Source organism: Rossellomorea sp. KS-H15a (genome assembly GCF_024195245.1).
In the GTDB taxonomy this organism is placed as follows: domain Bacteria; phylum Bacillota; class Bacilli; order Bacillales; family Bacillaceae_B; genus Rossellomorea; species Rossellomorea vietnamensis.
In genome coordinates this window covers 2963813-2984403 of the sequence record NZ_CP096886.1, presented here as the reverse complement: position 1 = coordinate 2984403, position 20591 = coordinate 2963813, and the positions used below count along the sequence as shown (strand labels likewise).

Sequence of the window (20591 nt, the reverse complement as noted above, 5' to 3'; positions counted from 1 at the left end):
TGCAATTTATTGAGGTGTCAATTATTTGCATGTGGAGAATGATAGTATAATCAAATCAGATATGCAAGATATATGATTCAGGAATCGAAAGACGAAGAATATTATGCTGGGATAAAATGAAAGGCCATTTCCACGATAGATTCGCAGGAATGGCCAGTGCTCATATTTGTTAATTTGGTTACTTTCTGATTTCGATGAGTTTTTGTTTCAAATCATTTTCCATTGTGACCATTTCCTGTTCGGCCTGTTGTCGCTTTTGTCTGCCTTCTGCCTGTATGGCCAAGGTTTCTTCAATGGTGGAGATCAGGTTTTCCTGGGTTTTCTTGAGGGTGTCGATATCTATGATTCCCCGTTCGTTTTCTTTAGCGGTCTCGATGCTGTTTGTTTTGAGCATTTCGGAATTCTTTAATAGCAGCTCGTTAGTCGTGCGTGATACCTGCTTTTGAGCGGATACAGCCTTCTGTTGATTCAGCAGGGTCAGAGCGATGGCGATTTGATTCTTCCAAAGAGGAATCGCTGTAAGGACAGAAGCTTGAATTTTTTCTGCCAATGCCTGATTTGTATTTTGTATCAAACGGATTTGAGGGGCGGACTGAATCGTCATTTGTCTGCTCAGCTTCAAATCATGGATTCGTTTATCCAATCGATCAAGGAACTGCATGGTATCATTGACTTCCTGGTAGATCAGTTCATCATCGGTTTCTTCTGCTTTTTTACGCAAAGAGGGGAGGAGATTGTGCTGGATTTCTTCCCGTTTGATTTCAGCAGCGGCAATATACATATTAAGGGCTTGAAAATAGTCTTTATTTTTTTCATATAAGGTTTCCAATAATCGGTTATCGTCGAGCAGGGTCTTTTTCGAATGCTCGAGTCTGACTGAAATCCGATCAATCTGAGATCCAATTTTTTGGTATTTAGAAAGCACTTCCTGTAAAGAGGATGAAACTTTTCGAAAAAGCTTTTTAAATACGCCTTTTTGTTTCGTATTAAGCTCATCGGGATTCATTTGCTCGAGCTTTTTCATTAAATCGCCTAACACGTCACCGATCGGTCCGATATCCCGTTTTTGCACATGATCCAACATCGAATGTGAGAATGTCGACAGTTGGGTCTGAGCCGCTGTTCCATATTTTAGAATGGCTTCATAGTCCTTGTAGTCGATTTGTGCTGCTAATTGTTTGGCTTTTTCCTGCTGTTCCTTTGGCAAACGGTCAAGTAACAGGGGGGACTTTGTTTGTTCGTTCACCGCAGGGATTTCTTCCCCGAACGGGTTTGAAAGCAATAAATCCAGTTCTGATTGTTCATTTCGTTGTTCCATCATAAAACCTCCGACATTTATTTGAGATCTTTTTTGTGCGATAAATGCTGATTGGCGAAATTCAGTTCAAATTGCAGGTGATCCATGTCATCAGCCAGGACTTTCTGTAAATCATTTTCCAAAGAACCTGTTAAATCGTCCAGTGTCGTACGGGTTTGCTGGAGAGACAGGAAGGTTTCTTTATTTTTACCAGGCTGGGAAGCCAGGAACGTATACTTCTCGGTAATTTCCACGACAGAATCTAAATGGTAGAAGAAGAAGGACTCAGCTGAAAAAAATCTCTTGGGTTCTTTTCTTACAAGTTGATAAATTCTTCGGCTTAATCGGTTGATCTCAAGGATTTGCTTGAAAGCTCCAAGCGATCTTACCCTTAACTGCTGACGTTGCAGCCGTTTTACCTTTTCTTTTGCTTCCTTTAAATTTCTGTTTATATATCGAAACTCCTGTCCGGAAAGACCATTTTTATTCAACCACCATTTTTTTTGAAGAGCCTTAACGACCATGAAAAAGAGTACCCCGGTACCTACACCCGATAAGAGTGTAAGAGGAAATCCCATGTCAAAGAGGAGTAAGTAAGCGATAAAACTGCTGGTCCCCATACTGAAAGAGATGACCGCCCTTAATAAAAATTGCAGAAATGTGTTCATTTCATCTACCCCTTAATAAAGATGCTTATCTTACTTACGGTTCATTGTGTAAAAGGTTTCATATTCATACTCTCATTTTAGTGGAAACGGAGGGAAAATGGAAATAAAGTATCAGTGATGGAAGAAAAATCGGGGAGATTTGTAAGGAATTAGCATCATTCTTTCAATTTCTTAACATTTATTAATGGAGTGATTATAGGAAATCTTTTTTTGGTAGAATGGGGAAGTGAGACCAATGACAAGACAGGTGTGTGGATATATGAAAAAGGTTATTGTGCTGATCTTACTTTGCTTCATAACCCCAAGTGTTTCAGCTCAACAAAATGGAGTAAAAAAACCAGGACATATTTATAGTGATTCGGCTATTATAATAGATTCTAAAACCGGGAGTATCCTGTACTCTAAAAATGGTACTAAACGAATGAACCCTGCAAGTATTACAAAAATTGCCACAGCGATTTATGCAATTCAGCATAGCGATCTCCGTGATCAGGTGAAAATCAGTGAGAAGGCAAGCCGTACCGAGGGTTCTACTGTGTATTTAGCTCCCGGTGAAACATTGAGTATGGAGCAGCTGCTTCAAGGATTGATGGTGAACTCAGGGAATGATGCCGCCGTTGCCATCGCTGAACATACAGAAGGATCTGTAAAAACGTTTGTCGATAAATTGAATCTCTTTCTTAAGGAGGAAGTGGGGGTCCGGGATACACATTTTGAAAATCCTCATGGACTTTATGGAAAAAATCATTATACAACCGCCTATGATATGGCTAAAATCACAAGCTACGCGTTACAGGATGAACAATTTAGAGAGTTATTTGATATAGACTCCCTGGACTGGAAGGCTGAAGGGTGGAATACCACCCTATATAATCATCACAAGATGGTGAAGGGGGAAATCCCCTATCCTGAAGTGACGGGAGGTAAGAATGGGTTTATAGACGAATCCCGTCACACCTTGGTGACGTCAGCGGAAAATGATAAACTTTCCATCGTGGTCGTCACGATGAAGGCACAGTCCAAAAGGGCCATTTATTCGGATACGAGGAAACTGCTTGATTATGGGTTGAATCAGTTTGAAAGGAATTATATCCCTAAAGAGACCGTATTCCAATTGGACGGCACTTCTTATGATTTGAAAAAGGATATTCCATTTACTCAGCCTGTAGACGGGAAGATCACTCAGAAGCTTGCCGCAAGTGGGGAGTTGACTCTTTATAACCAGGATCATGAAGAAATGCTGTCAACCACTTTGACACCGGTGAAAGGAACACCTGTAACCCACACCGAAGCAGTTGCTTCGAGTGAGCACAAAGGGCAGTTTTCCGAGCAACTTTTATTTTACCCGTTTATCATTTACATGGCCCTTCTATTCATTGCAGGGGTGTCCGTGTTTCGGCCAGGGTCTTTAAATAAGTAAGAGTTGAATATAGAACAAAAGGGAGCCGGCCGGCTCCCTTTTGTTATTGACTTTCCTGTTTTTCTAATGCTGGCTGCTGATGGTAAAGGGTCTTGCCGATCAGGGTCTGCAAGATGAGGAATGCGCCTCCGACCGTCCAATATAATGGAAGTGCAGCAGGTGCGTTCAGTGAAAAGATGAAGATCATGACCGGGGACAGAAGCCCCATTATTTTCATCTGTGCCTGCTGCTCTGCAGGGATGTTCATCAAGGAAACGCGTGATTGGGCCAAGTACACAACCCCGGCAATAATCGCCATGATATGGTCCGGTTGTCCAAGGTTGAACCATAGGAAAGAGTGACTGGCAATCTCTGAAGATGAACGGATGGCATAATAGAGTCCAATCAGGATGGGCGTCTGGATCAATAAAGGCAAACATCCCATATTGAGAGGATTTACACCGTTTTTTTGATAGAGCATCATCAATTCCTGCTGAAGCTTTTTCTGCTCTTCTTTATCCTTCGTTTCTTTAATCTTCTTTTGGATCGCAGACATCTCGGGTTTGATCAACGCCATTTTCCCTTTCATATCCTGCTGATTCTTATACGTTTTAAGCATAAAAGGCAGAAGAACAAGACGAATAAGAAGGGTGATCACAATAATGGCCACGCCAAAATTCCCGCCAAGGAAGGTTCCTATTTCATGGATGAGAAATGAAAATGGATTGACAAGATAATCATGAAAGAATGCCCCTTCAGTGGTAGCAGACTGGCATCCGGTCAATGTTAATAATAGTAAAACGAAAATGAATGAAATTTTTTTCAATGTTTTTCCTCCTCTGTATATATGCTTTTCTTTTACATATATACAGAGGAGGATTCTTCATCATTATCAGTATGATAGAATTGAAACTTCATACAGGTTGTAAACCAGACCCTGACAGGTAAGGCCTCATTTTCCGCAACCTCGCTGACAATGAGGTTGTTTCCTTCCAGTTTTTTATCATAATATTGTGTATAGAGATGGAATGGTGATGGACACCGATCCCAGATCAATGCCAGTATGAATAAAAATACGATACTGACATGCAAAGGACTTAAGTAAAAATCCAATAAGTCTTGTAAAATAATGTATGTCAATGGAGAAGACTCCTTTTACTATTCTAGTTGCATCCATAATAGATGAAAGAACATTTTATCACATTTACAGTATACTGCGAAACCCGGATAGAATCCATGGTAATTGTTTATACGATTTTGTGAACAATTGGTTTCATTGAAAAAAATGTATTTGAGAGCAAGTTAAAAGGTCTCTAAGTGACAAACCACTTTAGAGACCTCTCATTTCAGTGATATTCCGCTAATCGACAACGATATACGCAATCATCGGACCGTTATTCTCGATGGTTTCATGCATTTCACAAATAAGCCTGTACGTTCCTTCTTTTGAAAAAGTTACATCTACAACGGTTTCTTTCCCTTTTTTTACAGTACCTTTAATATCCGTGCCCTCGATGTAAAATGGGTGTTCCATGCCGTTCACTCCGTAAATGCGCAGTTCGACCTCTTTGCCTTTTTCCACCACAATCGTCCCGGGGTCCCAACGATATGCTTCGATTTCCTTGCCGTCGGCTGTCTTCGATTTGAATTCACCGGTTACAAGCTGAATGACTTGTTTTTCTCCTGTTTTCTCCGATAGCGACACTGTCGGGTATGAGTTTTTCGAAGATAGAGACCAAATCGTCCCGACAGTAATCACCAGGATTGTCACCAGTATGGCAATGATGGAACCTTTCTTCAAAACAATGAAATTCAAATGATTTCCCTCCTCGGTCAGAAAGCATAGTACTTTTCTATTAAACCTATGCTTGTACGGCAGGGAACTTGTCAATAATTTTATAGAGGGAAAAGTTAAATATTTTTCTTTCCGGTCCATTTTATGTACAATTTGGACATGGTAGCAAGGAGGGTGAAGCATTGAATACTACATGGAGAGTTATAACGACGAAAAGTGATGCAGAGCCATGGTGGTTCTTTGAAGGCTGGGAAAAGGATATCAGGAGAGATTGGACGTTTGATAGCAGGGAAGAAGCCGTTGAAACCTTTTTAACGGAACTGAAACGATTCAGTGAACGTTATCCAAAGGCAAAGACGAAGAAGTTTCACTCCATAGCATTCTGGGATCCGGAAGAGGTGTATTTTTGCGAAGCGTGTGATGATGATCTTCAGGTCTATTACGGTTTGGTCATCTTTGAGAACGATCAGCCGATGGAAATCAAGGATGACTTGATCATCACGGAAATCACCGATAGAATGGAACAATAGGTCTATCCGATGTTGGATAGACCTATTCCTGCTATTAATCGATAACACCTGTACGGATGATTTTGCTATTCACTTTCACATCAAAGGTAGCCTCTTTATACAGTTTGTCCCACTGCTTCCTTGTCAAATCCTCGTGTCCTCTGACACTCCTGTACTCCATTCCAAATCCAATCGGATCTGTTCCTTCCTCCTGCAGCATCAGGAGGGTATCCTTAATGTTCTCTTCAATATATTTCTCAACTTCCTCTTCAACCAATTGCAGGGCCTTTGGTTTAGACAGCTCCAATTCTTCGGTCATTTCAAGTATCCGTGACTCAAGGTTCAATTCGACCTTGAATGAAGCCCGCTCTTTTTTCTCTGTCTGGATCTTATGGGAAGATTTGATGCTGTCGATCATCAAATATACTTTGTTGTGTTCGGGGGCTGCAGGAAGGCTCGATAAGTATGGCTTGAACTTATCCAGAGGTAATTCAACCTCCACACTCCCTGCGTTGTAGTTTTCCATTAACGAACGGATGAAGAAGATCCTGTCTTTTTTAATTTCCTTAATGAACCTATCTCTGGTGAATAGTGCGAAGCCATCTACCCCGACTTTTCCATTTGCAGCCGTCAATAATGGAAGGATGGGGTCTTTACCGACGCTTCCGTAATCAGTGATGAATTCCTGCAAGGTTGGGGAAACAATCATCTCTGATTCAACGTTTTGCCTGACTAAGTTGTAAAGATAGGTCCCCCTGTTCGAAGGTTTTTCCTCCGTCTGATACCTCAATACCTCTTCAGCAGTCGTATCGGCTATCGTTAAATACACCATATTACCGATTGCGGAATCCCTTTCAAGCGTATCGACCAGGTGGGAAATCCCTCTGGCTGCCAGCTCCCGGCCATAAACAACGAGCCTCAACTGGCCGGACACAAGCTTGTGATCAGACTCCAGATTCTGTGATAACCGGATGCCTTTACTCGTTTTAGACGTGGTGGAGAGGATTTTTTCAACATCCTCCATGGCAGGGTTGAATTGATAAAGTACAAGCGTCCCCGTGATTTTGTCATCTTCAGCCTGGTCATAGCCGACGGCTGTGATCAGACCGAGCTTTTCTAAATATTTCGTTTCCACACAGCTGCTTAAGAAAACAGAGGGGAGACAGACCAAAATAAGTAACAAGACTTTATTCATAAGTCTACACCTTTTTTCCTGTTGCCGATATGTTTTAATTTAACCAGGATAAACAGGAGAGCGGGATACATGAAAGAAAGAAAAAAACTTGCAGTACCCACCTTATCCGTAATGGTATTCATTGTTATTCGTTCCTGAACGAATAGTGATAAAATCCATAGCGTGGCTGCGAAGAGATAGATGGCTTTCTTTTGAGAAAAATGAAAGACTCTCTTCATCCCCCTGGTCGCCACCCAAAAGTACAGGCATATGTTAGGGAGGATGACTAACATCCAGAAGGAGACGGCAATGAACTCAAAGCGCTCCAGGTTTGGTATCCTCAAGATTTTAAACATGGATAGAACGGGCCAGATTGTCTTTAACAAAGCGTCCTCTGAGAAAAAACCGATGCTTACAACGGTGACCACGGTGAATAAAAAGGTTGAATATCCGGTGCCGATGAGAGCGTATTTTAATACTTTTTTCTTTTCCTTTATATAAGGATAGACAAATAGCACCAAGTCAAAGCCAATGATGGTAAAGCTCGTTTTATAAGCACCCATTATGAGCTCCTTTGGAGAGGAAGTCATGACCGGCAGAAGGTGATTGAAGTCCATGAATTTAACCGGGGTGTATATCATGAATAATAGCCAAAATGCCAATATCAGACCTAAAAACGCAATTCCCACGACTACTCTGATCCCTCCAAGAACAGCATAAACAAGTAAGAAGAGGAGCAGTCCCATCAAAAGCCAAGTCGGCATTCTCGGGAAGATCCAAGCCTGCACCATCTCGATGTAATTCATCAGGATGACATAGGTCACGCCCAGATAGAAAAGGATATAGAGGATATTCATTCCTTTACTAATCCACTTACCGTATACGTCCATATGAATCCCATATAAATCTGCACTATCATAGGTTTCAAGTGTTTTAACCATGAGGAATAACACAAAGGAAACAAGAATGCCGGCAATGATCACCGATATCCAGGCATCTCTATTCGCCTCCATGTAAATGATCCTTGGTAAGCCGGCAATTCCCACCCCGGTTTGGGCAGTATGTAAAATAAACATAAGTAAAAACGCATTAAACATCAGCCGCTCTTTAGGATTCACATTGATCTCCACACATATCACCCTTTACTCATCGACGTCTTTTTTCATTTTGGCTTTTTTGATCGGGATACGTCCCTTGTCAATGGGATGATTGGATACGGGACGTTTGACTAAATACTGATATGGCATGCGGAATATGCTGTATTTCAAATCTGAAAATCTGAATGGATAGATGGGAGATAAGTAGGGTCTTCCCAATGTTGTGATCTTCAGTAAATGAATCAAGATAAAGCAAAAGCAAAACATGATTCCGACCCCGCCATATAATCCTGCCATGACGATGATTGGGAAACGTATGATCCGAACGGCAGTCCCGATGGCATAGCTGGGGGCAGTAAAGGATCCAAGCGCGGAAATCGCAATGATGATAATCAGGATATTACTGGTGAATCCCGCTTGAACGGACGCCTGTCCGATGACAATACCACCCACGATTCCCATCGTCTGTCCTACCTTGGTTGGCAACCTGGCTCCGGCTTCCCTTAATAATTCAATGATAAATTCCAATAACAAGGCTTCGAAGACAGGGGGGAAAGGCACATTCGACCGTGATTGCCCCAATGAAACTAAGAGAGCAGAAGGAATGACTTCGTAATGATACGTTAGGACGGCTACATAAGCCGGAGTCAAAAGAATAGAAAAAAAGATCGCTACAAAGCGGATGAAACGGAGAAATGTCCCCATATTCCATCTCATATAAATATCTTCTGTGGATTCGAAGAAATTTATGAACGTGGAAGGTCCGATTATCGCAGTCGGACTGCGATCCACGAGTAAAGCGATTTTACCGTGTAGAAGGGAAATGGTGCACCGGTCGGGCAGCTCTGTAGTAATGAATTGCGGGAAGAAAGTGAAAGAATTATCCTCAATCAATTGTGCAAGTACAGTTGAATCCACAATGCTGTCAATTTCAATATCTGTCATCCGTTGTCTGAACGTATTGACGTTTTCTTCCTCTGCAATGTCCTTTATATAAACCATTTGCACCTTTTTTTTCGTTCTGGATCCGACCATAAAGGTCTCGACGCATAATTTAGGATCGTTGATGTTTGAGCGAATTAAATTGAGATTCTTCGTTATGGATTCAGTGAATGAGATTTTCGGCCCAAACACCAATGATTCGGTTTCCGCCTTTTCAAGTGCCCGTGTGCCTTTATCTGCCACATCCGCTAATACCCCATGGGTATCCCCCTCTTTAAAGATATAAGCGGTCCCATTCACAAGATTATCGACTACATCAGTAATGGCATTCGTGGTTGTAAGCTTTGCAATATTAATCGTATTTTTGATCAGATGATAGTTCAGATCGTCGCTTGATTCCTCAAGTGGCCTGACAATGCTATCCTGCATGGAGGTGGGGTTAATCAAATCGTCAAAATAAGCCACTGCGATTTTTTGATCCCCTTTGGTGATGACCCTGAATACTAAGTCTTCACTGTTGCTCACCATAGCAAGTAATTCCTTGTGGAAGTCCTCGATATTAAAGCTGTGGGGGGGACCTTGATCTATACTCTTCTTCATTTCTCTTCGTTTGAACACAGACCTCAACACCCTAAAACCTTAATTTAATGATTAGATTTCCCATGTCCCCGTTTCTTACTCATTGAAAGGGCCGATTGAATTTATTTGTGATGTACATAAAATAAGAGGTTCATGGGAACGGTAGAAAGGGAGGTGATTTCGATGAGTAACAGAAAAAAGGATGCATCTAAAGCCACTCTCGGTTCTTCTCAAGTAGAAGGGCAAGGTACGACAAGCCAGGAGATGCCAGGTGGAGTAAAGGCGCCATCCTCAAGGAACAAAAAGAAAAAATGATTCGGGTCTTTCCATCTTTACATAAAGCCCATACTTTCGTGTTGATATATTAAAATGGAGTCAAGTATGGTATAATGGAAATAATCGATGCATTTTATCCGATTATTAACGTACTATTACTGACCACATACTATCTGCAGCATAAATTACCACAATCAATATTTTCCTGTTAGAAAGCATAGCAAGGAAATCCTACTTACCTTAAAGGAGGACGTTCAATGGCTTTTGGTCGTAGAAATCAAGTTGAGGAAGAAATAAAAACAGAGGAAACAAAGATTTGGGCTTGTTCCGCTGAAGATTGTAAGGGCTGGATGAGAGATAATTTCAAGAGTGAAGATACACCTAAGTGTCCGCTTTGTAAAGAAGATATGGTGACTTCCACTAAAGTATTGCAAGTGGTGGATAATCCCCATCCAACAATGAAATCATCCTGATTGAACGTAAAGAACCAATCCCCGGATTGGTTCTTTTTTCTGTCCGGATCGTAACTGTTTCAAGAATTGCGAAAAAATGATTAAACTCTTTTTTTACATTTGAATAGTATGTAATGTATTTATGTATTAAAGGAGGGAGCATCATGTCCAAGAAAGAGAAAGAAGTGAAAAGTACTACCGTTGAAAATGAGCGTAAAGAAACTGTATGGGACGGTTTTTGGAAGCTGTCCAAACCAGTTGACGAAAATAAAGAAGAAAAAACAGTAAGATGGTTCTGATTCATTGAAGAGGCTGTACATGCGACTATGCATGTACAGCTTTTTTACGTTTAATCGAATCGGGTTGAGGTATAAACAAGAGTATACCCAACTTTAAGGAGGAAGTGTCTAGTGAAGATTTCGAATGTTCGATTATATGACGGTCATGAATATACCAACCCGACTAAGAAGTATAGTGTGACGATCGAGGAGGGAAGGATAACCAGGATCAAAGAAGAAGAAAGAAAAACCGAAAACGGGGAAACGGTCGATGGGATGGAAAGAGTGCTGTCCCCGGCATTTCATGATTCACACATGCATTTTTTACGGTATGGATTAATGAAGAGGGAACTCGACCTTAGACATGTGACAAGCTGGGAAGAAATGAAAAAGGAAGTTCTTGAATATTATCCTGAAATGGAGAATGGGGATTGGGTCGTAGGAAGAGGCCTTGATGATAGTGAGTTTAAGGATCGAAATGATCTTTTGACCGGTAAAGATCTGGATGAATTGCATTTACATACGTATATGTTTTTTCTTCATCAGGACGGTCATGAATGCATTGTGAATCATAAGGTCATGGATTTGTTAAAGGATGAAGAGGAATTCAACGAAATTCCAGATGCTTTCAAAGAAACAGATGACAGCGGGGAATGGACAGGCCGTTTCAAGGATAGTGCTGTACACTTCATCAAACATCATTTCCGGGGCAGAAGTAGTGAAGATGCCAAGGATGCAATCAAACACGGGATTCCTCATATGCTCAAGTATGGGATTACCACCATTCATACGGACGACCTGAATTTCATTGGTTCTTATGACCGGTTGTGGAATGCCTATACCGGGTTGGAAGAAGAAGGGGAATTACCGATCAGAGTATATTTACATCATTACATCTTTAAAAGACAGCATCTGCACGATTTTCTCGAGCGCCATCAAGAACGGACAGGCGAAGGAACAGAACACGTGAAAGTGGGCGCTGTAAAGATATTCCTTGATGGGACTCAACGTCTTCATACCTCGGCCATGAGGATCCCTTATAAGGACCAGCCTGATACAAACGGTATCTTGATCTATACCCAGGAAGAGTTGAATGAGTTGGTAAGGGTGGCAGGTGAAAATCGAATGCAGGTAGCCATGCATGCCATCGGTGATCAAGCGGTTGACCAGGCGATTACCGCACTCGAACAGAAAGAAGCCCGAACCGATACGTATCATCACAGGATCATCCATGCTCAAACCTTGGGGGAGGACTTACTATACCGATTGGAAAAACTCAAACCCACGATTGAAACTCAGCCTTCTTTCTTGATGGGGGAATGGGACCAAAAAGTAAAATGGGTAGGGGAGGATCTTGCTCCCTACTGCGATGCATTTAAAAGTATCGTAAATCGGGGAATCCCTTATACATTAAGCTCGGACTTGCCTATTGGTTCCATTGATCCCTTCGAGGGTATGTTTGCAGCCGTGAACAGGACCGACCTTACTGGAAATCCATCAGGTGGCTGGCAGCCCCAGGAAAAGCTGACAGTGAATGAAGCGTATAGGGGATATACATCCATGCCCACCATCATCGAATTAAATGAACCACATAATTCAGGAACCCTCTCGGAAGGAGAACGTGCAGATTTCATCCTGCTGGATCGGCATCCCATGGAGGTTTCTAGCGATGAATTAAACAACATCAGGGTTGTAGAAACATGGCATAATGGTAAGAAGGTCTATTCGTTATAAGTATTTGGAATCGCCCCCTCAATACGGAGAGTAAGAGAGGGGCTTTTTTTGGGAACTTTGGACTTCCTATTGGCACTTCCCGTTTTCTTTAATACAATATAGGGAAAGGACATCATTTGGAGGGAAGATAGTTGATCAACGAAGCAAAAAAAGTATTAAAGCAATACTTTGGTTATGATGAATTCAGGGATGGTCAAGCAAGTATCATTCAATACATACTAGACGGAAAAAACACAGTCGGCATTATGCCCACTGGTGGTGGGAAATCACTTTGTTACCAGATTCCCGCACTGATGATCGATGGCGTGACCCTGGTAATCTCACCCCTTATCTCCTTGATGAAGGACCAGGTGGATTCATTGGTTCATCAAGGCATTCCCGCTACCTTTATTAATAGTACCCTATCAAACAGTGAAGTAGAGAATAGAATGGAAGAGATATCATCAGGGAAATACAAGCTTGTTTATATTGCCCCAGAGCGATTGGAATCGTATGGTTTTATTCGTTTCCTGAATACCTTGCCCATTCCCCTTGTAGCTGTAGACGAAGCCCATTGCTTATCCCAATGGGGACATGATTTCAGACCCAGCTATTTAGGAATCTACAACGCAGTGAACCAGCTCCGTTCAAATCCAGCGATTCTTGCTCTTACAGCAACAGCCACTCCCCAGGTGCAATCCGATATCCTTCATCACCTGCACATTCCGGAAAAATACAAAGTATTAACTGGCTTTCAGAGGACGAACTTATTTTTCCAGGTAGTAAAAGGAGAAGATCGAAAGCGTTGGGTAGAAGGGTATGTAAAAAAGAATCAGCAGCATTCGGGTATAATCTATTGCGCGACACGCAAAGAAGTGGAAAACCTTTATCTATTTTTTGAAAAAAAAGGAGTAGCCGTCGGGAAATATCATGGCGGGCTTTCTGACATATTAAGGCAGGAACAGCAGGAAGCTTTCCTGAATGATTCCATTACGATCATGATAGCGACCAATGCGTTTGGAATGGGAATCAATAAGTCGAATGTCCGTTTCGTGATTCACTATCAAATTCCGAAGAATATGGAAGGATACTATCAAGAGGCCGGCAGGGCAGGCCGGGATGGAGTGGATAGCGAGTGTGTGTTATTGTTTTCCCCCCAGGATATCCAGACGCAGCGGTACATCATTGATCAAAATATCATCAATCCGGAATTGCATCAGAACGAAATGCAGAAATTACGTGACATGGTCGATTTTGTTCATACCGAATCCTGTTTACAGAACTACATTCTGACATATTTCGGGGAGCGCGTAGAGGAAGCCTGCGGCCATTGCAGCAATTGCCTGGATGAGAGAGAATCCGAAGATGTCACAAAGGAAGCACAAATGGTCTTATCCTGTATGATGAGGATGAATGAGAGGTTTGGAACCTCCCTTATCAGTGGAGTGTTAACGGGATCAAAGAATAAGAAAATACTTGACTGGGGATTTGACCGGTTATCCACCTATGGATTAATGAAGGATCAATCTCAGAAAGAAGTCGGACTGTTCATCGATTATTTGATTTCTGAAGGGATCATTCAGGTGGAGGGTGGCAGTTTTCCCGTTCTGAAGGTGTCATCCAAGGGAAAAGAGGTATTGATGGGAGAAAGAACCGTATCCAGAAAGGTACAGCCTACGGTTTCTGCCATTATCCCTAAGGAAGATGGTTTATTTCAGACCCTCAGAGCCCTCCGGAAATCCATTGCAGAATCAGAAGGGGTCCCGCCCTTTGTCATTTTCTCGGATAAGGCATTACAGGATATGTGTGTGAAACTGCCAAAAACCTCAGAGGAATTTCTTCAGGTAAGTGGAGTGGGGGAAAGTAAGAAGGATCGCTATGGAGAAATGTTCATAGAGGAAATCTCAGCATTCCTAGAAGAAAATCCAACACATCAGGTGGAAACAGTCAAACCTGCGCCTGCACGGAAGGTGAATCATTCTGAAACGGCATCTTATTTAATCAGCTATGCCTTATTTAAGGATCACAAAGGAATTAAAGAAATTGCGAAAGAGCGGGGTATGAGTACGGCTACGATTGAAAATCATATCATCCGTACCTATCAGGAAGGCATCCTTGATGATTGGAGCATCCTATTTACTGATGAAGAGGAGAGCCTGATTGAAGAAGCGGTTTCAAAGGTAGGGACGGACCTGTTGAAACCAATTAAAGAAGAGCTGCCGAAAGACATCAGCTATTTTCAAATCAAAGGGTACTTAGTCAAGAGCGGACAAAGCTCATAACCCTTTTCACACATAACAAAAAAAGCAGATACCGATTTTTCGGCATCTGCTTTTTTGTTTAGACCTTGTTACGCCTTCATGGCAGCTTTCATTTCCAGGAATTCATCATAGGTTGTTTCTTTATCGATGACACCGTCTTCGGTGATTTCGATAATGCGATTCGCGATTGTTTGAATGAACTGATGGTCATGGGATGCGAAAATCATTGCCCCTTTGAAGTTGATCAAACCGTTATTCAATGCCGTGATGGACTCCAAATCTAAGTGGTTGGTAGGTTCATCAAGCAGAAGGACGTTTGACCCGCTAAGCATCATCTTCGATAACATACAGCGGACTTTTTCCCCTCCGGAAAGAACACTCGGTTTCTTTAATACTTCTTCACCTGAGAATAGCATGCGACCCAGGAATCCGCGAAGGAATGTCTCACTCTCATCTTCCGGTGAGTATTGACGTAACCAGTCCACAAGGGAAGGTTCATTTCCTTCAAAGTACTTGGAGTTTTCATTCGGGAAGTAAGCTTGGGATGTCGTCACTCCCCACTTGAATGTGCCGCTATCGGGTTCCATTTCCCCGGCAAGGATTTTGAAAAGAGTGGTCTTGGCAATTTCATTTGCTCCGACAAGTGCGATTTTGTCTTCTTTATTCAGAATAAAGGAAACATTGTTCAAGACCTTTACTCCGTCAACCGTTTTTGTAAGACCTTCAACACGGAGAACATCGTTACCGATTTCACGCTCCGGCTTGAATTGTACATATGGATAACGACGTGAGCTTGGTTTGATGTCATCCAATGAAATTTTCTCCAACGATTTTTTACGTGAAGTGGCTTGTTTCGATTTAGATGCATTTGCACTGAACCGGGCAACGAATGCCTGAAGCTCTTTGATCTTTTCTTCCTTCTTCTTATTCTGATCCTGAGCCATTTTCAGAGCTAATTGACTGGATTCATACCAGAAATCATAGTTCCCGACATATACTTGGATTTTCCCGAAGTCAAGGTCGGCAATGTGCGTACATACTTTGTTTAAGAAGTGACGGTCATGTGATACAACGATGACCGTGTTCTCGAAATTGATCAAGAAGTCTTCTAACCACTGAATCGCCTGGATGTCCAAGTGGTTGGTAGGCTCATCGAGTAAAAGGACATCCGGCTTGCCGAATAGTGCTTGTGCCAGTAATACTTTTACTTTTTCTCCACCGGTCAGTTCGGACATTTGTTTCGTGTGAAGGTCTTCGTTGATTCCCAAGCCTTTTAGTAGGATGGCTGCTTCTGATTCAGCTTCCCAACCGTTAAGCTCGGCGAATTCACCTTCTAATTCCGCCGCTCTCATGCCGTCTTCATCAGAAAAATCTTCTTTCATGTAGATGGCATCTTTTTCCTGCATGACTTCATATAAACGGGTATGCCCCATTATGACAACTTTCAGCACTTCATATTCTTCATATTCGAAGTGATCCTGCTTTAAGACAGCAAGTCGCTCTCCTGACCCCATGGATACATGGCCGGTCTGTGCTTCGATTTCTCCTGAAAGAATCTTTAAGAATGTTGATTTACCAGCACCGTTTGCTCCGATAAGTCCGTAGCAATTCCCTGGATTAAACTTTATATTCACGTCTTCGAATAGCTTTCTATCACCAAAACGTAAGCTTACATCTGATACCTGAATCATATGTGAAATACCTCCTAATACTCAATCTAAAAGATTATAACACGCAAGTATGCTAAAAAGATAGAGTGTTAGCAGGAACAGTGATAAATTTACGGGGTATTTACATAAGGGGAGAAAGGATTGGAAGAAAGAGAAAGGGGTTCATATGGGATTTTGTATGGGGGTGGATTTTTGTCTCATTTCCCCACGTGACACAAAGGCCCGGGCACAAATGCATTTTTGCCCGGGCCTTTGTGTCACGTGGGGACCTTTCAGCTTTTGCTGAAAGGCGAGGGAAACGTTCGTTTCCCTCGAATGAGCCAAAAATCGATGCTCTGTAGGAAATGATACTTCCTGTTGGTTTGTGTGCTATGATAACGAAAAAAACAAACAGGTGATGATGTGATGATAAGGTTTGTGAAGCGGGTGCGGTTTCTGTTTAATGTTCGTAGATCGGTTCCGTTTTTGGTTGATTTTTTTCGTTCCAGTGATGTTTCCGCGGTGAAGAAGGGTTTATCGGTGGGGTTGGTTGCATTTTATATCTGGCTGCCGTTGGACTTGATCCCGGATGTGTTCTTAGTGCTGGGGATTGTCGATGATCTGGCGGTGTTTACCTTCATTCTTCAACTGATGGTAAAGATGGCTCCTCTAGAGTTACAAAATAAATATGAGTTGAAGAAATGACAGAAATGATCAAACGTTTCGTCCGTATAGTGAAAACCGAAACCGGCCAAAAATGGGCAGCCGGTTTCGGTTTTTTCTTTTGATTTTTTCATCTCTATCCCATACACTATAATTACACTAATTCCAATCAGAAAGGTATGAATTAATATGAGTACAGCTCCAGCCAATTCAATACCAAAACCATTAGTTCAGTTGAATCAATGGCTCATCGTAACAACTGTTGCTCTTTCATGGTTGTCCCAGATAGAATTTTTCTTGCTGCTTCCGTTCTTGGTCGGAATTTCAGCTTTACTTTTTAAGTATAATCCCGTCATGCAGGCAGGGAAGCTTTTCTTAAAGAAAGAACCTTCCGCGTATCCACCGGAAGACGCTGAGCAGCAACGGTTCAACAATATCATTGCAGTCAGCTGTCTGGGAGGCTCCATCATAAGTAGTCTGGCAGGATGGAATACGGGGGTTTATCTCTTCTCAGGAATGGTCTTTGTGGCTGCGTCCGTCGCACTTGCAGGATTCTGCATAGGATGTTTCATCCGCTTTCAATGGAAAAGGTTCCAATATAAACGTTCATTACAGTAACCTATTGACAATAGATGGAATACGTCGTAAACTAATGTTGAATTTAAATAGTGTATACAAAGGGAGTATGAAATATGTTAGGTGTCGTTCTTAACTAACCGTGAAATGAATACGGACATTTTGCAGGCAGTGGCCTTTTAATTCAGGCTACTGAATAAGCTTATTTACCTGTGCCTTCAAAATGTAGTTAAGAACAATGGTCATAGCATACTCAACCCTTAATCAGGAGAGCTGTGTCTTTGTGCACAGCTCTTTTTTTGTGCATAATTCCGGAAATGAGGACTTCTTTTCACGTAGGTGATCGGGAGGCTGTTTTGCGTTTACACGTGCGCTATTATGATGGGGAGGATTGTATACGAGTGAAGGGAGACCACGATGGACATTGTTCGTTGTGGTCTATTTTTGTATATTCGGAGGGAAATGAAATGAATGAAAAAACGTTTCAAACACTTGAGTTTAACTCAGTGAAAGAAGAATTAATGGGATTTGCTCTGACGGAAGAAGGTAAAAAGGAATTGTGGAAGTTACGGCCATCCACAAATATCCGTCAAATTGAAATGCGCCTTGATGAGGTGACAGAAGCTGTAAACATCTTAAAGAAAAGTGCCAGTGTACCTATCCACGCATTAGACGGGGTGGAGAATATCATGGGGAATCTAAATAAAGGTGTTCCCTTGAGGCCGGATCAGCTTACAAGTTTATATTATTTTCTCGATGCATGTAAAAAGCTGAAAAAATATATGGAGGATAAACAATGGCTCGCACCGAGGGTTTCTTCCTATGTTTATTCCATTGAAGAGATCCCCAATCTCGGAGAGGAAATCAACCGATGCATCAGGAATGGCAGAGTCGATGATTATGCGAGTAAAGAATTGTTGAGGATTCGAAAGCAGGCGGGAATCCAGGAAGAACGGCTAAAGGATAAAGTACAATCGATTGTAAAATCGGCTAAGTATAAATCATTTCTACAAGAAGCGATTGTTAGTCAGCGGAACGGGCGATATGTCATTCCCATCAAGAAAGAATTCAGGGGGAAGATGAAAGGGACCGTTCTGGATTCTTCAGCCTCGGGTTCAACCCTGTATATCGAGCCGGAGGAGTTGAGCAAACAACAGGATCAGCTCCTCACTCTAAAATTCGAAGAAGATCATGAAGTTGAAAATATTCTATGGACATTGACTGGAATGGTGCAAACATACGAGCCACAACTAAGACTTGCGGTTGAAACGATGGTCCACTATGATGTATTATTCGCCAAAGCAAAATATAGTCGCGCCTATGATGGAGTGAAGGCGATTGTAAATGAAGAACAGAGGATTCACTTGATCAATGCGGTTCATCCTCTGCTCGGGAAACAGGCAGTCCCGCTATCGATTAAGATGGGGGAGGGATTTTATGCATTGGTCATCACCGGCCCCAACACCGGAGGGAAAACCGTAACCATAAAGACGGTGGGGCTCCTCACCCTCATGACCCAGTGCGGTTTGCATATTCCAGCTGCCGAGGGAAGTGAAATCAGTATATATCAACAAATACTCCTGGACATCGGGGATGGGCAGAGCCTTCAACAAAACTTGAGTACATTCAGTTCTCATATAAAAAATATCGTCAGTATACTAAAGGATACAAACGACCGGTCACTTGTCCTGTTGGATGAACTCGGCTCCGGTACAGATCCTATGGAGGGAATGGGTCTTGCCACGGCTATCCTGGATCAATTATATGAAAAGGGTGCCACGCTTATTGCCACTACTCACTATAGTGAGATCAAACATTTTGCAGGGGAGCATGAAGGCTTTATGAATGGCAGTATGGAGTTTAACATCGACACCTTGCAGCCAACGTATAAACTGATTGTTGGTCAGGGTGGGGATAGTCAGGCATTTTCCATTGCATTGAAGCTTGGAGTGCACCCAGAGATCATTGAAAAAGCACATGAAATCACCTATAAGCAGAAGAAAACATATAGTCTTGGAGAAATCGACTACAGTGAAAAAAAGGAAATGGAGAAACAAATGATCGTTAACAAGCATAAAAAAAGGAATCACGGAAAAATCCAGAAACAAACCAGAAGCATCATCTCCTTTGCCAAAGGAGATAATGTCCAGATCTCCCCAGAAGGAGAATTTGGCATTGTCTATGAAGGCCCTGATGGTATAGGGAATTACACCGTACAGATCAAAGGGGAAAAAAGATCTGTGAGTCATAAACGGCTCCGTCTGTATGTATCCGCCAAGGAATTGTATCCAGAGGAATATGATTTCGATATTATCTTCAATAGCAAAGAAAATCGTAAAAAGGATAAGCTCATGGGAAAACGATTTGTAGAAGGCTTGACCATTGATCATGAAGAATAATTGAAGAAACGTACTCAGGGTTGAACTTGAGTACGTTTTTTTCTGATGCATGCTTCTAACACCTATGACATATGTGTCAGTACAAAGGAAAGGATGATTCCCAGGGATGAAAGGAAACCGACAATGGGTCCGCCTTCCTCATATGCTTCCGGCATCATCGTTGAAGACGCCATAGCGAGCAGCCCCCCGGCCCCGAACGCTCCGATAATGTATGAAGTGCTTTCAGGGGCATTCTGCAGTAATGTATACCCAAGCAAAGAACTGAAGGAAGAAAGGATGACGACACTTCCCCATAAATAAAGGATTTTCTTCGTGCTGTAATGATCGAGCTTTAACCCTATACTGCTCGATAATGATTCAGGCAAATTACTGATGAATATAGCGATGATGAAGACCCATTGCATGGATTGACTTTCAATAAAGCTGACGCCGATGATGATGGATTCGGGTATCGCATCCATGATGGTACCGACATAAATGGCAAGCCCCGAGTGGCCATGGGGATTCTTCTTCGACCGTTTTCTTTCGCTTCCACCTTTTATAGAAATGAACATTTCAAATAATGTAAAAATGAGGGCACCCAGAAGGAACATGGAAATGAGGTAAACCAAATCCGCTTTTCCTTCTGCTTCACTTAAGAGATCAAAAGTAGCGGATCCGATGATCAGGCCAGTACCTAAGGCCATAATAAACGCTACCACTTTTTTTGGTATATGAAAAAATATTGCCATGAACGCCCCGATTAAGAGGGAGAGACTGGCTACCCCTCCCCACAAAGCTGCCTGGAACAATGATCCTACCTCCCTAAATCGTTTTCATATCGAGTTTTCCCTAATGTAGTAAATGATTAAACGTAAACCGATT

General features: G+C 42.1%; 20 protein-coding genes. 10 read left to right on the top strand and 10 right to left on the bottom strand.

Going from position 1 to position 20591, the window contains the following annotated elements; all coding sequences use genetic code 11:
* Positions 1–178 precede the first annotated feature (178 nt).
* Together M1J35_RS15175 and M1J35_RS15170 are read right to left on the bottom strand one after the other, a co-directional pair.
* Complete coding sequence (locus tag M1J35_RS15175) at positions 179–1321, bottom strand: toxic anion resistance protein (RefSeq protein WP_254651637.1); 1143 nt, start codon at positions 1319–1321, stop codon at positions 179–181.
* Between the two features lie 14 nt (positions 1322–1335).
* Complete coding sequence (locus M1J35_RS15170; RefSeq protein ID WP_034758906.1) at positions 1336–1965, bottom strand: 5-bromo-4-chloroindolyl phosphate hydrolysis family protein; 630 nt, start codon at positions 1963–1965, stop codon at positions 1336–1338.
* A gap of 259 nt (positions 1966–2224) precedes the next feature.
* Here M1J35_RS15170 and M1J35_RS15165 point away from each other — a divergent pair, with 259 nt between their 5' ends.
* On the top strand, positions 2225–3385 hold the full coding sequence (locus tag M1J35_RS15165) for a D-alanyl-D-alanine carboxypeptidase family protein (RefSeq protein ID WP_254651636.1): 1161 nt from the start codon (positions 2225–2227) through the stop codon (positions 3383–3385).
* Between the two features lie 43 nt (positions 3386–3428).
* On the opposite strand, the gene yidC is transcribed toward M1J35_RS15165, so the two are convergent.
* The 3 genes from yidC to M1J35_RS15150 all read right to left on the bottom strand — a co-directional run bounded on the left by yidC (position 3429) and on the right by M1J35_RS15150 (position 5180).
* Positions 3429–4190, bottom strand: a complete 762-nt coding sequence (yidC, locus tag M1J35_RS15160) for a membrane protein insertase YidC (RefSeq protein ID WP_034758912.1) — start codon at positions 4188–4190, stop codon at positions 3429–3431.
* 32 nt (positions 4191–4222) lie between these two features.
* Complete coding sequence (locus M1J35_RS15155; RefSeq protein WP_254651635.1) at positions 4223–4504, bottom strand: hypothetical protein; 282 nt, start codon at positions 4502–4504, stop codon at positions 4223–4225.
* A gap of 220 nt (positions 4505–4724) precedes the next feature.
* Positions 4725–5180, bottom strand: a complete 456-nt coding sequence (locus M1J35_RS15150; RefSeq protein ID WP_224519809.1) for a cupredoxin domain-containing protein — start codon at positions 5178–5180, stop codon at positions 4725–4727.
* Between the two features lie 161 nt (positions 5181–5341).
* On the opposite strand from M1J35_RS15150, the gene M1J35_RS15145 reads away from it, so the two are divergent.
* Positions 5342–5689 (top strand): DUF1033 family protein, encoded by a 348-nt coding sequence (locus M1J35_RS15145; RefSeq protein WP_224519810.1) that lies wholly within the window; start codon positions 5342–5344, stop codon positions 5687–5689.
* A 34-nt stretch (positions 5690–5723) separates the two neighbouring features.
* Here the strand turns inward: M1J35_RS15145 and M1J35_RS15140 are convergent, their stop codons facing one another.
* The 3 genes from M1J35_RS15140 to M1J35_RS15130 are packed head-to-tail and all read right to left on the bottom strand — an operon-like array spanning position 5724 to position 9481.
* Positions 5724–6863 carry a Ger(x)C family spore germination protein gene (locus M1J35_RS15140; protein ID WP_254651634.1) on the bottom strand — a complete coding sequence of 380 codons (1140 nt, stop codon included), beginning with the start codon at positions 6861–6863 and terminating at the stop codon, positions 5724–5726.
* A complete protein-coding gene (locus tag M1J35_RS15135) occupies positions 6860–7972 on the bottom strand; it encodes a GerAB/ArcD/ProY family transporter (protein ID WP_254651633.1) in 1113 nt (370 codons plus the stop codon). Before M1J35_RS15135 ends, M1J35_RS15140 begins: the two co-directional genes overlap by 4 nt.
* A gap of 12 nt (positions 7973–7984) precedes the next feature.
* On the bottom strand, positions 7985–9481 hold the full coding sequence (locus tag M1J35_RS15130; protein ID WP_254651632.1) for a spore germination protein: 1497 nt from the start codon (positions 9479–9481) through the stop codon (positions 7985–7987).
* 162 nt (positions 9482–9643) lie between these two features.
* Here M1J35_RS15130 and M1J35_RS15125 point away from each other — a divergent pair, with 162 nt between their 5' ends.
* From M1J35_RS15125 to recQ, 5 genes are all read left to right on the top strand, one after another.
* Positions 9644–9775: a YuzL family protein gene (locus tag M1J35_RS15125; RefSeq protein ID WP_094075162.1), complete on the top strand. Its 132-nt coding sequence runs from the start codon at positions 9644–9646 to the stop codon at positions 9773–9775.
* Between the two features lie 218 nt (positions 9776–9993).
* The gene (locus tag M1J35_RS15120; RefSeq protein ID WP_034758928.1) at positions 9994–10209 is read left to right on the top strand and encodes a cold-inducible protein YdjO-related protein; all 216 of its coding nucleotides are present in this window, start codon (positions 9994–9996) and stop codon (positions 10207–10209) included.
* Between the two features lie 143 nt (positions 10210–10352).
* Positions 10353–10487 carry a hypothetical protein gene (locus tag M1J35_RS22705; RefSeq protein WP_256503879.1) on the top strand — a complete coding sequence of 45 codons (135 nt, stop codon included), beginning with the start codon at positions 10353–10355 and terminating at the stop codon, positions 10485–10487.
* 111 nt (positions 10488–10598) lie between these two features.
* Complete coding sequence (locus M1J35_RS15115) at positions 10599–12200, top strand: amidohydrolase (protein ID WP_254651631.1); 1602 nt, start codon at positions 10599–10601, stop codon at positions 12198–12200.
* A gap of 131 nt (positions 12201–12331) precedes the next feature.
* Positions 12332–14461, top strand: a complete 2130-nt coding sequence (recQ, locus tag M1J35_RS15110; protein ID WP_254651630.1) for a DNA helicase RecQ — start codon at positions 12332–12334, stop codon at positions 14459–14461.
* Positions 14462–14529: 68 nt separating this feature from the next.
* Here recQ and M1J35_RS15105 read toward each other — a convergent pair whose 3' ends face one another.
* Complete coding sequence (locus M1J35_RS15105) at positions 14530–16131, bottom strand: ABC-F family ATP-binding cassette domain-containing protein (protein ID WP_034758938.1); 1602 nt, start codon at positions 16129–16131, stop codon at positions 14530–14532.
* 384 nt (positions 16132–16515) lie between these two features.
* Between M1J35_RS15105 and M1J35_RS15100 the strand changes: the two genes are divergently transcribed.
* The 3 genes from M1J35_RS15100 to M1J35_RS15090 all read left to right on the top strand — a co-directional run bounded on the left by M1J35_RS15100 (position 16516) and on the right by M1J35_RS15090 (position 19727).
* Positions 16516–16794: a YkvA family protein gene (locus tag M1J35_RS15100; RefSeq protein WP_254651629.1), complete on the top strand. Its 279-nt coding sequence runs from the start codon at positions 16516–16518 to the stop codon at positions 16792–16794.
* Between the two features lie 147 nt (positions 16795–16941).
* Positions 16942–17370, top strand: a complete 429-nt coding sequence (locus M1J35_RS15095; RefSeq protein ID WP_254651628.1) for a DUF4395 domain-containing protein — start codon at positions 16942–16944, stop codon at positions 17368–17370.
* A gap of 425 nt (positions 17371–17795) precedes the next feature.
* Positions 17796–19727, top strand: a complete 1932-nt coding sequence (locus M1J35_RS15090; protein WP_254651627.1) for an endonuclease MutS2 — start codon at positions 17796–17798, stop codon at positions 19725–19727.
* 62 nt (positions 19728–19789) lie between these two features.
* On the opposite strand, the gene M1J35_RS15085 is transcribed toward M1J35_RS15090, so the two are convergent.
* A complete protein-coding gene (locus M1J35_RS15085; protein ID WP_254651626.1) occupies positions 19790–20518 on the bottom strand; it encodes a ZIP family metal transporter in 729 nt (242 codons plus the stop codon).
* Positions 20519–20591: the final 73 nt, after the last annotated feature.